General features: G+C 71.4%; 11 protein-coding genes, 1 tRNA gene and 1 other RNA gene. 1 reads left to right on the top strand and 12 read right to left on the bottom strand.

What is annotated here, in order from left to right; all coding sequences use genetic code 11:
• Window positions 1-137 precede the first annotated feature (137 nt).
• The 7 genes from LIV37_RS26620 to LIV37_RS26590 all read right to left on the bottom strand — a co-directional run bounded on the left by LIV37_RS26620 (window position 138) and on the right by LIV37_RS26590 (window position 8127).
• The gene (locus LIV37_RS26620; RefSeq protein WP_020870188.1) at window positions 138-473 is read right to left on the bottom strand and encodes a YbaB/EbfC family nucleoid-associated protein; all 336 of its coding nucleotides are present in this window, start codon (window positions 471-473) and stop codon (window positions 138-140) included.
• Between the two features lie 128 nt (window positions 474-601).
• On the bottom strand, window positions 602-3265 hold the full coding sequence (locus tag LIV37_RS26615; protein WP_121825253.1) for a DNA polymerase III subunit gamma and tau: 2664 nt from the start codon (window positions 3263-3265) through the stop codon (window positions 602-604).
• A gap of 74 nt (window positions 3266-3339) precedes the next feature.
• Window positions 3340-3436: signal recognition particle sRNA small type (gene ffs / locus LIV37_RS26610), an RNA gene on the bottom strand.
• Between the two features lie 192 nt (window positions 3437-3628).
• Window positions 3629-5062 carry an MFS transporter gene (locus LIV37_RS26605; protein ID WP_020870187.1) on the bottom strand — a complete coding sequence of 478 codons (1434 nt, stop codon included), beginning with the start codon at window positions 5060-5062 and terminating at the stop codon, window positions 3629-3631.
• A 235-nt stretch (window positions 5063-5297) separates the two neighbouring features.
• Entirely contained in the window at window positions 5298-6629 is a 1332-nt protein-coding gene (locus tag LIV37_RS26600; RefSeq protein ID WP_020870186.1) for a lysophospholipid acyltransferase family protein, read from the bottom strand.
• Window positions 6626-7474, bottom strand: a complete 849-nt coding sequence (locus LIV37_RS26595) for a phosphatidate cytidylyltransferase (protein WP_020870185.1) — start codon at window positions 7472-7474, stop codon at window positions 6626-6628. The genes LIV37_RS26600 and LIV37_RS26595 overlap by 4 nt, the downstream gene beginning before the upstream one ends.
• Window positions 7471-8127: a CDP-alcohol phosphatidyltransferase family protein gene (locus LIV37_RS26590; RefSeq protein ID WP_121824480.1), complete on the bottom strand. Its 657-nt coding sequence runs from the start codon at window positions 8125-8127 to the stop codon at window positions 7471-7473. Before LIV37_RS26590 ends, LIV37_RS26595 begins: the two co-directional genes overlap by 4 nt.
• Window positions 8128-8602: 475 nt before the next feature.
• Between LIV37_RS26590 and LIV37_RS26585 the strand changes: the two genes are divergently transcribed.
• A tRNA-Ser gene (locus LIV37_RS26585) sits at window positions 8603-8690 on the top strand.
• Between the two features lie 62 nt (window positions 8691-8752).
• Here the strand turns inward: LIV37_RS26585 and LIV37_RS26580 are convergent.
• The 5 genes from LIV37_RS26580 to LIV37_RS26560 form a co-directional block, all read right to left on the bottom strand.
• On the bottom strand, window positions 8753-10039 hold the full coding sequence (locus tag LIV37_RS26580) for a tyrosine-type recombinase/integrase (protein ID WP_020870183.1): 1287 nt from the start codon (window positions 10037-10039) through the stop codon (window positions 8753-8755).
• Window positions 10040-10119: 80 nt separating this feature from the next.
• On the bottom strand, window positions 10120-10338 hold the full coding sequence (locus LIV37_RS26575; protein ID WP_020870182.1) for an excisionase family DNA-binding protein: 219 nt from the start codon (window positions 10336-10338) through the stop codon (window positions 10120-10122).
• A gap of 184 nt (window positions 10339-10522) precedes the next feature.
• Window positions 10523-11782 carry a DUF3631 domain-containing protein gene (locus LIV37_RS26570; RefSeq protein ID WP_020870181.1) on the bottom strand — a complete coding sequence of 420 codons (1260 nt, stop codon included), beginning with the start codon at window positions 11780-11782 and terminating at the stop codon, window positions 10523-10525.
• Window positions 11779-12153: a hypothetical protein gene (locus tag LIV37_RS26565; protein ID WP_020870180.1), complete on the bottom strand. Its 375-nt coding sequence runs from the start codon at window positions 12151-12153 to the stop codon at window positions 11779-11781. Before LIV37_RS26565 ends, LIV37_RS26570 begins: the two co-directional genes overlap by 4 nt.
• Complete coding sequence (locus tag LIV37_RS26560) at window positions 12150-13073, bottom strand: bifunctional DNA primase/polymerase (RefSeq protein ID WP_020870179.1); 924 nt, start codon at window positions 13071-13073, stop codon at window positions 12150-12152. The genes LIV37_RS26565 and LIV37_RS26560 overlap by 4 nt, the downstream gene beginning before the upstream one ends.
• Window positions 13074-13129 lie beyond the last annotated feature (56 nt).

The raw sequence follows: 13129 nt of genomic DNA, 5'->3' as shown, positions 1-13129 counted from the left end.
TCACGCTCTTGCGGCCGGGCCGCCGCAACTCCTACTCCTACGCGGTCGCCGCGACTCCTACGGTCGGGCCCGGGTGGCCCGAGAACCCGGGGGACCCGAGACCCCGGAGAACCCGAGGTCTCCGGAGGACCCGAAGGTCAGAACGGGAGCCCGGGCATACCGCCCAGCCCCTGGGCGAGCGGGCCGAGCTTCTGCTGCTGGAGCTCCTGCGCGGCGTGGTTGGCGTCACGGACGGCCGCGACGACCAGATCCGCGAGGGTCTCCGTGTCCTCAGGATCCACGGCCTTGGGATCGATGACCAGGCCCTGCAACTCACCGGAACCGGTCACGGTCGCCTTCACCAGGCCACCGCCCGAGGAACCCTCGACGTGAGTGCGGGCCAGCTCCTCCTGGGCCGCGGCGAGGTCCTGCTGCATCTTCTGAGCCTGCTGCAGCAACTGCTGCATGTTCGGCTGGCCACCACCGGGGATCACTGCTTCGCTCCTGGCGCTCGACAGTCGTTCTCTTCGATAGCCCGAGCCTACGTGCTCCCAGAGCGCCTTGCTCTACGCCGTACGGAGGAGAACCGGCGACGTGAGACGCGGGTGCGGGGCCCCGCCTCCTACTCGTTGACGATCTCCTCGATCACCGTGGCGCCGAGCTCGCGGACGATCAGGTCGTGCCCGCTCAGCGCGGTCTCGTCCAGGTCCGGGTCGTCCTCGGCAGGCATGTCGTCCTCGATCGAGACCCGCGGCGGCTCGGGCTCCCGGTACGCCGCCGCCTCGGGGGGCGGGCCCGCGTCCGCGGAGCCGGACGGCGCGGAGGGCGCGGCCGGGGGCGGGGAGGCGGGAGCGGGCCGGGGCGCGGACTGGCGGGGCGGGGCGGACTGGCCGCCGCCACCGAAACCACCACCGGAGCCACCGCCGGAACCGGGGCCGCTTCCGCCGCCGAAGCCGCCACCACCGGTGGCACCTCCGCCACCGGCACCGGCACCGCCGTAACCGCTGCCCCCGCCGTAGCCACCAGGACCGCCCTGGCCACCGAGGCCACCAGGACCACCGGCGCCGCCGAAGCCGCCCGGACCACCTGGGCCGCCGCCCTGTTGCCCGGCGCCGCCCGAGGGGTCGACGATCGCCTCGATCCGCCACTGCACCCCTATGGCGTCCTGGAGCGCCTGCCGCAGGACGTCCTCGCTGCCGCCGCCCACAAAGCTGTCGCGCGCGCCCGCGTTGGAGAAGCCGAGCTGGAGGGTGGTGCCGTCGAAGCCGGACACCGTCGCGTTCTGGCTCAGCAGGATCCAGGTGAAGCGGCGGCGGTTCTTGACCGCCTCAAGGATGTCCGGCCACATCTGCCGCACCTGGACGGCGCCCTGCGCCATGCTCGGTGCGCCCGGCGCGGGTGCGGAGGGCGCGGGGCCCGCGGCGGGGGCGGAAGGCGCGGTCGGGGCGCTCGGGGTGGTCGGGGCGGAGGGCGCCGCGGGTGTCTGCGCGGAGGGGCCGCCACCCTGCCCCGGCGCGGTGGCCGTGGGCCAGCCGCCGGGCTGCCGGGCGGGCGCCCCGGCGCCCTGTCCACCGCCACCACCAGAGGCACCGCCCGCACCGGACGCGCCACCGGGACCAGCACCGGCACCGGACGGTCCGCCCGCTCCGGAAGCCCCGGAGCCGGGCGCGGAGGCGGCAGGCCAGGCTCCGGGCCGCGATCCGCCGCCCTCGGCGGCCGGGGCCTGGGCACCCGACGGCCACGCTCCGGGCCGCTGCCCGCCACCGTCGGCCGCGGGCGCGGCCGGTGCACCGCCCTGCTGTCCACTGTCCACGGCGGCGCCCTGGCCACTGTCCGCGGCGGGCCGCGCCCCGGCAGGCCACCCACCGGGCGCCTCGCCACTCCCCGAACTCTCCGGACCGCCCGGGGCCGGCCCCTGACCGGGCCCGCCCCCGGCCATGGCCGCACGCGCGGCGGCCGGACCGGACGGCCCACCGGCCGGGGGACCGACGGGAGCGTGAGCGTCGGGCCCCGGTACGTACCCCATGGCGGGCCCGGGCCCCCCAACGCCACCACCGCCGACCCCGCCACCGACACCGCCGGCACCGGCACCGGCTGCACCGGCTCCGCCGCCCAGGCCACCCGCGAGGGCCCCGCGCTCCAGCCGCTCCAGCCGCGACTGGACGGACCGCTCATCGTCGAAGGCGGCGGGCAGCAGCACCCGGGCGCAGATCAGCTCCAGCTGGAGCCGCGGCGAGGTGGCGCCGCGCATCTCCGTAAGCCCCTCGTTGACCAGGTCCGCCGCGCGGCTCAGCTCGGCGCCGCCGAAGACCGACGCCTGCGCCTGCATCCGCTCCACCACATCGGCCGGGGCGTCGATGAGCCCCTTCTCCGCCGCGTCCGGCACGGCGGCGAGAATCACCAGATCGCGCAGCCGCTCCAGCAGATCGGCGACGAAGCGCCGGGGGTCGTTGCCCCCCTCGATCACACGGTTGACGACCTCGAACGCCGCCGCCCCGTCGCTCGCCGCGAAGGCGTCCACGATCGAGTCCAGCAGCGAGCCGTCCGTATAACCGAGCAGCGAGGTCGCCATGGCATACGTCACGCCGTCGTCGGCCGCGCCCGCGAGCAGCTGGTCCATCACCGACATCGAATCCCGCACGGACCCGGCCCCGGCCCGCACCACCAGCGGAAGCACCCCGTCCTCGATCGGAATCGCCTCGCGCCCGCAGACCTCTCCCAGATAGTCGCGGAGCGTCCCGGGCGGCACGAGCCGGAACGGATAGTGGTGCGTACGCGACCGGATCGTGCCGATGACCTTCTCCGGCTCGGTGGTCGCGAAGATGAACTTGAGGTGCTCCGGGGGCTCCTCGACCACCTTCAGCAGGGCGTTGAACCCGGCCGAGGTGACCATATGGGCCTCATCGATGATGTAGATCTTGTAGCGACTGGACGCGGGCCCGAAGAACGCCTTCTCCCTCAGCTCACGGGCGTCGTCCACACCACCGTGCGACGCGGCGTCGATCTCGATCACATCGATAGACCCCGGCCCGTTCCGCGCGAGGTCCTGGCACGACTGGCACTCGCCGCACGGCGCCGGGGTGGGACCCTTCTCACAGTTCAGGCAGCGGGCCAGGATGCGCGCACTGGTCGTCTTGCCACACCCGCGGGGACCGCTGAACAGATACGCGTGGTTGACCCTGTTGTTGCGCAGCGCCTGCTGCAGCGGGCCGGTGACATGCTCCTGCCCAATGACCTCCGCGAAGGTCTCGGGGCGGTAGCGGCGGTACAGCGCGAGGGACGACACGCTTACGACGATATCGGGGACCGCCGACAACCGGACCACACCCGCATCCCCACACCCCCGCGGCCCCCGAAGACGCAAGGGGCCCCTCACGCACCCGCCAGAGCTCACTTACCCTTGCTGCCTTCCGGCCCTGGGGGAGTTCGGTGAGATAGCGCCACGTGAGGGGCTGCGCCCCACCTTAGCGGATGGCCCGGGGTGCGAACGACTCCGAGGGTGCCCCTTCCGGTCGTGGACCGTTTTTGGCCAGGATTCGGCCAGGGCTCGGCCTGGGGTCGGCCTGGGGTAGGCCAGGGCTCGGCCGACAGCCAGTGGGCCAGTGGGGCACCCCCGGCAGGCGTCATCCGATGGCTATGGCTTCCGGCGTCATCCGGCGGCTTCCCGCTCGCGATGGGTGGCGAGGTACGTCCCGGCGCTGATCACAGGGATCACGGCCAGTACCCACCAGACCCGGTGGTAGTCCCCCAGGATCGTCGCGCTTGTCGGCGTCCCCAGGACGGCCACGAAGAGGCTGACGCCGAGCAGAGCGCCCAGCTGCCGGAAGCTGTTGTTGATGGCGGTGCCGACACCGAAGCGCTCCGGTGGCAGTGCCTTCGCCGCGGCGCTGTTGAGAGTGGAGAGGGCCAGGCCGACCCCGATGCCGTTGAGCACGAGGGTGGGCAGCCAGTGCGCGGCCCAGTGCGGCGAGGCGCCGGTGCGCAGGGCGAGAGCGGCGGCGCCCGCGGCGTAGAAGAGGGCGCCGACGACGAAGACCGGGCGGTAGCCGAATCGTTCGGCCAGCCGGCCGGCCAGCGGGGCCACGAGCGCGGTGACGAGTGCGCTGGGGCTGACGGCCAGTGCGGACTTCAGCACGGAGTAGTGCCAGACGTTCTGCAGGAACAGCAGACTGGAGAGCAGAACGGCGAAGAAGGCCACGGAGAAGACCAGTGTGGCGACGTTGGACGCCTGGAAGTTGCGAATCCGGAACAGGCTCAGGTCGAGTGCCGGCCGCGCGGCGTAACGGGACCGGCGGATCAGCACCGGGATCAGGACGACACCGGCCACCGCGGTCGCCAGGACACGCGGGTCGTCCCAGCCCAGGTGCGGCCCGTAGATGACGGCGAAGCTGAGCAAGGCGGGCGCGGCGGCGCTCATGGCGACGCCAAGAGGGTCGGGGAAGCCGCCGTTCCGGGAGCCGCGGGTCTCGGTCAGCAGGCGGGCACCCCAGGCCGCGGTGAGCAGGCAGACGGGGACGTTGAGCAGGAAGACCCAGCGCCAGGTGGTGTATTCGATCAGGAGCGCGCCCAGGGTCGGGCCGATCGCGGTGGCGACGGCCGCCATGGCACCCCAGGTGCTGATCGCCGTGGCCCGGCGCTCCAGGGGAAAGGCGGGCAGGAGAAGCGCCAATGAGGCCGGAACGATGATGGCACCGAAGACACCTTGGGCCGCCCGGGCAGCGATGAGGACGCCGAGCCCGGGGGCGAGACCGCACAGGGCACTGCTGACCGCGAAGCCCATGAGACCGATCTGGAACAGGCGCTTGCGGCCGTAGGCGTCGGCCAGTTGCCCGGCCGGGATCAGGAACGCGGCGAAGACCAGGGTGTAGGCGTTGAGGACCCACACCAGGCGGGTGATACCGGCGTCGAAGCTGGTGCTGATCGTGTCGAAGGCGACATTCACGATTGTGGTGTCGAGGAAGACGATGAACACGCCGAGGCTGGTCAGCGCCAGGATGCGGCGGGCATCTCCGTCCGCTACCGGCGGGGCGGATGCGGCCGGGGGCGTCGCTTGCGGGGTGGAGGGGATGGGCGGGATGGACATGGGCGCGCGGCTCCTCATACGGCTGTCGGGGTCGTCCTCACACGGCTGTCGGGTCCGGCGGCCCGCGCACGGCTGTCGGGTCCGGCGGCCCGCGCACGGCTGTCGGGTCCGGCGGCCCGCGCACGGCTGTCGGGTCCGGCGGCCCGCGCACGGCTGTCGGGTCCGGCGGCGCGCGCACGCCGCGTCGGCAGGGCGTACGGCAGGGGGCGCGGTGACCGTCCGACGGAAGTACGGGTCACCGCCACGAGCCGATGACCAGCGTGAACAACGCGATGAAGGCAACCCCCACGAAGATCAGGTACTGCGGGAAGAAGCGCCGCCAGCGCTGGGTGAGCACGCCGATCAGCGTGAGCACGAGGCCGACGCCGACGATGCGCTCCCCCCGGGCCGCCGTGGAGCGCAGCGCCCACTCGCCCGCGGGGACCCCGGCTCGCCCCGCCTCGGCCGCGTACACCTTGTACGGGATACCGCTGGCGGGCTGGTGCCGTACCGCGCGGGCACCCTCCGACCGGATCTCCTTCTGCGCCGTGGTGTGCATGCGGGTGGTGGTCAGCGGCTGCGGCAGGTCGACGGAAGTCCCGGAGTACAGGGCGAGTGCGACCAGACCTCCGGCGACGCTGGCCACGGCGGCGCTCACGGTCAGCCGCAGCCCCGCCCTGGGCGCGGCGACGCACAGGACGGCGAGCGCGAGCTCCGGCAGCAGCGGCCAGCTCAGCGCCTCGGTGAAGGACCAGGCGGCGACCAGCCCCAGGCCCTTCCAGGACACCGCCAGCCGGGCGATCCGACGCCGGACCCGGCTGTCACGGGGCCGGATCTCGGCCAGGAGTTCGAGGACCGCCGTGCGGGCGGTGTCGGCGTCGGGGCTCGTCAGCGGCCGCCCGATCCGCACCCGCACGGCGTGCGGACGCAACCGGCCGCGTTTGGGCAGCAGTTCCGCGGTGCCGGACAGGGCAACGGGCACCACCGGCACACCGTTGGAGACGGCCAGGTCGACCGCGCCCCGGCGGAACGTGCCCACGCGGCCCGCTCCCCGGGTGCCCTCGGGAAAGACGACGACGGCGTGTCCGGCGCGCAGCATGGGACCGGCGATGGCCTGGAGGTCGGAGTAACCGCCACCGTGGCGGCGTACGGGAAAGGCGGCGGCCAGGACCGAACACACCAGGCGGCGCACCCGGTTCCGGAACCAGTAGTCGGCCGCTGCCGCCACCCGGGGAGCACGGGCGACGCTGAGCGCGGCGAGGAGCACCGCCGTGTCCGCGTGCGAGGAGTGGTTGGCCACCACCACACAACCGCCCTTCGGCAGCTTCCCCTTGACCGTGAGACCACCGGTGAGGAGGAGGACGGTCCGCCAGAGCCGCCGGCGCAGCCACGCCGTCACCAGAAGTCGGAACGCGGGCCTGGCTCGCCGTCCGGGGACCTCCGCTTCGCCGCCGACAAGCCGCTCGGGCCGCGTATCGCCCTCGGACCGCGTATCGCCCTCGGGTGGCGCATCGCCCTCCGGCCGCGCATCGCCCTCCGTATCGCTACGCACCATGAATGACGACCCGGTCGCCGCGTCCTTCGTCATGGCATGGCTCCCAACAGGAGAAGGGTCACGAGAAGTGAGTCGATGCGATCCAGGAGCCCCCCGAAACCGGGCAGCCAACGGCCCGCGTCCTTGACCCCGGCACCTCGTTTGATCATGGATTCGAGCAGGTCGCCCAGTGCGCAACCGCACAGCACGGCAAGCCAGCGCAACGGGGTCCAGGCGTCCATGGCCCACAGCGCCAGACCGGAAAAAGCGGCGGAGCCCACAACTCCGCCCCACGTCTTGGCCGGTGAGAGCGCGGACAGCGGACGGCTCAGGGGCCCGGAGCGGCCCAGTGCCCGCCCGCCGCACCAGCCGCCCACGTCCGCGAAGGCCACGCTGACGCAGATCGCGATGGCGAGGTCCCCCAGAGACACCAGTCCGGTGAGGGCAACGGGCAGCCAGATGAGGCCGAAGGTGGTCCTGGCCACGCGGTCGGCGCCATGGGCCACGTCCTGGTCCAACAGAGCCGGCAGCGCGGCGGCGCAGAGCAGGACGCCGGCCATGGGCAGCGTGAGCACCCCGGGTCGCAGCCAGGCGATGAGGGGCAGGAGTACCCCGGCACCCAGCAGTACGGCGCCGTCAGCACGGCGCAGGCCCACCAGGCGCACGTACTCGACGGAGCCCACCACCGCGAGCCCGGCCGCGAACAGGGCGGCTCCTGGTGCGCCGAAGCCCAGCGTCCCGCAGACGACCAGTGCGGTGACGCACCAGGTCCGCCAGCGGCGGCGCAGTTCGACGTTGCGGACGAAGAGAAGGACGAGGCCGCTCACCGTGAGCGTCCCGGCGAGGAGCGGCACGGCCCGCGCCATCTCCGGCGGAAGCGGCCCCGCGAAGGGGGTCACAGCCGACCGCTCAGAGGATCGTGGTCACGATCCTCACCGGCACGGCCGCTCTCGCCGACATGACCACCTTCGCCGTCACGGCGGTTGCAGAGGGCCACGACCTGAAACAGCCGCACACCGGCGGTCACCCCGGAACCGACCACCATCACCACCGCGGCGGGCGTGTACCACCCGGACGCCGCGGCGACCGCGACAACGAGGCAGCGCTCGGTCTTCCCCATCGGACCGCCGTTGATTCTCCGCACCCCGGCCGCGGCCCCGGCGATGGAGATCCATGACGGCGCCGAACTGGCCAGCAGCGCGCCGAGTACGAGCGAAGGCGATGTATGCGGCAGAAAACCCAGAATCACCAGGAGATCCGCCGCTCGATCACCAATTTCATTCAGCAGCGAGCCCAGGCGGGTCTGTTTCCCGGTTTCCCTGGCAATGGAACCGTCGAGATTCGCGCAGGCCAACCGAGCCGTCAGAAATACCACCACGGGAACTACCGCCCAGGGAGCGGGCAGCACAGCAAAAGATGCCCCGGCAGCGCCTGCACAGAGTATCCCCGCAATGGTGACCGCATTCGGAGAGACACCGCTCCGGATCAACCATCGCCGGAGCAGGGTTAATCGGCGGGCAAACCACGGTTTGAGCGCGTAGAGCCCATTCATGGCGAGACAGTAACAAGCAGGTGAACAAAAGGACAGCGCCGACCCCCGAAGCTAGTAAATGCACCAGAGGCGCGCCTTACGGCGCTAGTGAATACACCAGAGCCCAGGCTTTAGAGACATCCTGAATACCGGCTTCTGCATCGGATTTCCCGACCCACACCGGCCCGATCCTCCGACATATCCCGAATGGACGGCGGAGCCGGTTCGGCCCGAGGACCCGTACTTTCCCCCGAAAACGCCCGCGACGGACCATCCGCCCGCCCCCGAGCCCACATCCGGCGAGGACCACCGGCCGTAAACCCGAAGCCACTCCCAGCAGCCATCGGCCATCGGCCACGGCACCCCGTCCGGTTTATCTCGATTCCGCCGGACATTGACCCTCCCCCGGCCAATAAAGTGGCGCGCCCCACAGAGCACCCGGTATGCACCGTCGACGGTGTCAGCGCACCCCTCCAAGTGGGGTAGAGTGTTCCGCGGAGGATTCGCCTAGAGGCCTAGGGCGCACGCTTGGAAAGCGTGTTGGGGGCAACCCCTCACGAGTTCGAATCTCGTATCCTCCGCCAGTGCCTCACCGGGCACGATGTCGAAGGGCCCCACCGCGAGGTGGGGCCCTTCGACATTGTCCTCAGACCCCGTTGTCCTGGTTTTTGTCCACAGTGGGTGTGTCCGGGGGTCCCCAGATGGCTTCGGCGATCTTCCGGGCGACGTCCTTGAGCATGGTGTCCGGCACGTGGAGGTACCGCGCCCGCATGCTCGCGGACGTGCCCGGCTCCCAGCCCATGATCTGGTCGATGACGCGGGCCGGGACCCCGAGCAGCATGAGAACGGTGGCGGCCGTATGCCGGGCGTCGTGCAGCCGACCGTCCCGAACCTTCGCGTCTTCGAGCAGACGCTTCCAGTCGTGATAGTCCGTGTTCGGGCTCAGGGGGCCACCGAGCGGCTTGGTGAACACGTAGTCCGACTCGGTCCACAGGTCGCCAGCCGCCTTGCGCTCGCGCTCTTGCGTCTCGCGGTGCGCACGGAGCATGGCGACCAGCGGGCCGGGCAGGGGCACGGCGCGGCGGCCGGCGCGGGACTTGGTGTTCTTGGTCTCGCGCCGGACCTGCACCTTGCCGGGGCAGTACCCAGCCTTCCGGCCGCACGGTGAGGCTTCCGGGCATCCGTGCTCGTACCTGGGGCGCAGACGGTTCCTCCGCAGCTTCAGGTACTCGTTGTCCAGGTCGACGTCAGACCAGCGCAGTCCGAGCGTCTCGCCCTGCCGTAGTCCGAGCGCCAGCGCCAGCATCCAACGGGCGCTGTTGCGGCGCTTGTTGGCTTCGAGCAACAGGCACTGAACCTCTTCCACGGAGTAGGGCTCTACCTCGGATTCGTCCTCTTCCATCCGCGGCGGCTTCGCCAGTGCTGCGGCATTCTTCGCCGCGTAGCCGCGCCGTACCGCCTCCCCCAGAGCGGTTCGGGCGGTGCGGTGAGCCTGGTGAGCCGTGCCGGCCTTGCGCGCGCCGTTCGCCTGCATACGGCGATACAGACTCTCCAAGTGCTCGGGCTGCAAGCGGTCAAGGCGGTGCTTGCCGACACCAGGCACGAGGTGAACGCGAACGGCGACCTCATAGCCGTCGAACGTGTTCTCGCTCACGGTCGGCTTGGCGATGTTCTCAGCCCAATGCCAAAGCCACTTCTCAACCGTCCACGGCTTGCCGGGTTGGGCCGCCGAACCCGCGTCGCGCTGCTTCTCAAGCCGCCGGACTTCGTCAACCAGTTCGTCGCGCGTCGGGCGCGTCACGTGTCGGCGGTACGGCTCCCCGTTGTCCTTGTAGCCCATCGGCACACGAGCGTGCCAACGGCCATCCTTCCCGAGGTAGACCGCGGATTCGCCGTTGGCGCGGCGGGTGCCCTTCTTCTTTTTCTCTGCCACAGGCAGGCTCCTTCTGGGGTGCAGCGAAAGCGCGGAGCCCTGCCCCACGTGGGGCAGGGCTCCGAGAGAGGTGAGGTGGTTCAGGCGGCGCGCTGCTGAGCGCGACAGCGAGCGACGTATTCGGCGAGCGCGTCAGCGGGGACGCGTCGAAGACGGCCAACCGGGATGGACTCCAGCTCTCCGGCACGGATGAGCGCGAAGCATGTGGTCCGGCCGATGCGGAGTCGGCGGGCAGCTTCTTCGACGGTCAGCAGGACGAGGGTGGGATCAGTGGCCTCAGCAAGTTGTGGGGTGTCCATGGGCGGAGCGCTCCTTCGTCTCACTACAAGAGCTGCGGGAGGCGTTGCTCCCCTTCCGGGGGATCCGCTACATCCGCTACATCCGCTACATCGCAGGTCAGGGGCCTGTTTCGTGTAGCGGATGTGCGGGATGTAGCGGATAGGAGCCGCTACGCGAAGCGTGCGGTTGAGGCTTCGGCGGTGGCTATGCGCGACGGACGCCGAGAGCGGGTGTAGCGGGCCGGTCGGTGATGTAGCGGATGTCGGGAAGCGGATCCGCTACGTTTTCACCCCTGCTGACCTGCGGTGTAGCGGATGTAGCGGATGTAGCGGACTTCTCCGGGGCCGGGGGGCAGTAGCGCAACCAAGCGTCGGCGAGGTCTTCGGCGTAGTACCCCTTGGGCACCCCGCCGGCCGTGCGGATGGAGCGGGGCCGGATGGGCTTGTTGGCTGCGGTGACGTACTCGCCCAGCATCTTGGACAGCACCCGGGGGGTGAGTTCCTTGCCGTTGCCGTCCATGTCGCCCCACGGGGCGTCCTCGATCGCGTGGAGGCATTCCAGGATCGCGGCGGTGGGCATGCGGTCCGCGCCGCAGAACACCTTGTCCCGCAGGTCGGTCAGCAGTTGCACGCCTACGGACGCCTTGTCGCCTTCCTTGGCCGCGGCGACCAGCTCAAGGCATGCGGCGCGGGCCCGCTCGGGCCAGTTGCCGCCGGCCGCGTCGGCGACGGCGAGCAGGGGCTCCCAGACGTCCGCGGGCCGGTCGCTGATGCCCTCGGGCAGCTCCGGCCAAGCGTTCTCCACCTGGTCGCGCACCTGGTCGGCCCACTTGGCGAGCCGGTCCCGCAGGGCGTGGCCCTGCTTCTCGTGGACACGCTGCCGGTAGGACTGGATGTCCTCGTTGGGTGCGCGCTTGCGCATGCGGATGATGACCGAGCGGGTCAGGATCGTGTCCGGGAGCGAGCCGAGTCCGGCCATGGCCACGGCACAGAAGGTCTGGAACTCAGTCGCTTCCTGGTTGGAGCCGTCGCCGACGCAGCGCAGGACGCCGACGCCCCGGCGGTGTCCTGCGTTGATGAAGCCCCTCAGGGACTCGTTGTCCCCGGCCTTGGGGCCGAAGATGGTATCTACCTCATCGAACAGGACCGTGGGCAGGTTGTCGGTGTCGCCGACGGCTCGGTACATGGCGTTGGCGGTGGCGTGCGCGGCCACGAGCCGGTTGGGAACCAGGGTCTCCACGATCTCCAGCGCGCGGGACTTCCCCGAGCCGGGTTCGGGGGACAGGAAGGCGATCCTGGGGGTGGAGTCGAAGGCGCTGATGAGATGCGCGTGGGCGTCCCACAGCGTGACGGCCACGTACGCGTGCTCGCTGGGGAAGACGTTGAAGCGCCGGTGGTGCTGCTCGACCTCGTTGAGCAGGGCGGCGCCGTCGATGGACGGCGCGGGTGGGGTGGTGCTGGTCATGCGGCGGTCCTCCCTTCCTGGGAGCTCCGGAGCGGGCAGACGTTCTTGTGGGCTTCGTGGTCGGCGATGAGGGCGAGCACCTTGCGGTGGCCGACCGCGTTGCGGTCCCGGCCGCACAGGCACTTCGAGGTGGCGGTTGGGGTGGCGCCGTGGGGCGCGCGGATGTGCAGCCAGGCCACGGGGAACCGTTTGTCACCGTGAGGCGGGGTGGTCGAGTCCTGTTCCGGGGGAAGGGCTGAAAGGACGCCCTGACGGGCGGTCTCTTCCTGGCCGCACTCCGGAACCGGGCGTGCTGCGCTGTCGGCGGGATCCGGCCGATCGGCGGTGTCGGGGAGGCTTTTCAGGCCCGCGCGGGCGGGGGTGGTGGTCATGCTGCCTCCCGTGGCCGGGCGGTGCGGATGGACCAGTCCAGGGCGCTGCGGATGGTGGTCCGGCACTCGGCCGGGGAGAGTCCGGCCGCCTCGCCGGCGGCCTGAAAAGCCTCTTCGACCACGTTCCGGGTGATCTCGCTCCAGGCGACGAAGCGCCCCATGGCGCGGGCGCCGGTCAGCAGCCGGTTGTTCCGGCCGCCCTCAGACGTGCCGCTGACCGCGGCTGCTTCCCGTTCCAGGGCGACTGTGGCTCGGCGGGTGGCCTCCCCGGGGATGGCGAGGGGAGCGGGTGCCGTTGTCGGCTTCGGCGGGGTCTGGAGCTGGTGCAGCAGCCAGCCGGGCAGTTCCGTCACGGGGGCGTCGTTGATGACCTCGTAGGCGCCGTGAGGGGTGGTGCTGCCCGCGGCCACGATGTTTCCGCCCCATGCGCGGGTGTCGACGTTCGGGGCCAGGGTCCGCGCGCTGTTGCGCAGGTGGGTACCGGGTGGTGTGGCGTAGTAGAGGTGGAGTCCGCCGCTGGGGGTCCGCACCGTGTAGGTGAGGGGGACTGGCTGTCCGGCGCGCTCGCAGAGCGCCGCAAAGGACGTCGCGCCGCAAGGCGCGTCCGAACCGCCCTTCCCGTCTTTCTCCTTGGGCACGTCCAGGTCGACGACGACCAGGCCGGAGGGGCCGGTGGCGATGCCGACGTTGAACGCGCCCGCCGACCATGCGGCGCGGATACGGTCGGGGTCGGTGGTGGCGCGCTGCTCCCACTTCACGTGCCCGTCGGCGCATTCGCCGGTGTGGGGGCAGGCGCGTTCGCCGTGGAGCGCGGGGCCTTTGCCGCCGGGGCGGAGCGGGTGGACGTGCCAGCCGCGTGCGGCGGCGGCCAGAGCGGCGGCGAGCAGGTGTACTCGCCGTGTGGCGGTGCGATGGGTCATGCTGGATGCCTCCAACAGGTCTGTTGTGGACTGGTTGGCCGGGGCGACCGCGTGTC

The organism is Streptomyces rapamycinicus NRRL 5491 (assembly GCF_024298965.1).
GTDB classification, from domain to species: Bacteria; Actinomycetota; Actinomycetes; order Streptomycetales; family Streptomycetaceae; genus Streptomyces; species Streptomyces rapamycinicus.
This window is presented reverse-complemented; position numbering and strand designations above follow the sequence as displayed.

Bases quoted from the DNA above. Each gene is read 5' to 3' on its own strand.
- LIV37_RS26605 (WP_020870187.1), bottom strand. From the start codon at position 5,062: ATGTCCATCCCGCCCATCCCCTCCACCCCGCAAGCGACGCCCCCGGCC.
- LIV37_RS26600 (WP_020870186.1), bottom strand. From the start codon at position 6,629: ATGACGAAGGACGCGGCGACCGGGTCGTCATTCATGGTGCGTAGCGAT.
- LIV37_RS26590 (WP_121824480.1), bottom strand. From the start codon at position 8,127: ATGAATGGGCTCTACGCGCTCAAACCGTGGTTTGCCCGCCGATTAACC.
- LIV37_RS26575 (WP_020870182.1), bottom strand. From the start codon at position 10,338: ATGGACACCCCACAACTTGCTGAGGCCACTGATCCCACCCTCGTCCTG.
- LIV37_RS26570 (WP_020870181.1), bottom strand. From the start codon at position 11,782: ATGACCAGCACCACCCCACCCGCGCCGTCCATCGACGGCGCCGCCCTG.
- LIV37_RS26565 (WP_020870180.1), bottom strand. From the start codon at position 12,153: ATGACCACCACCCCCGCCCGCGCGGGCCTGAAAAGCCTCCCCGACACC.
- LIV37_RS26560 (WP_020870179.1), bottom strand. From the start codon at position 13,073: ATGACCCATCGCACCGCCACACGGCGAGTACACCTGCTCGCCGCCGCT.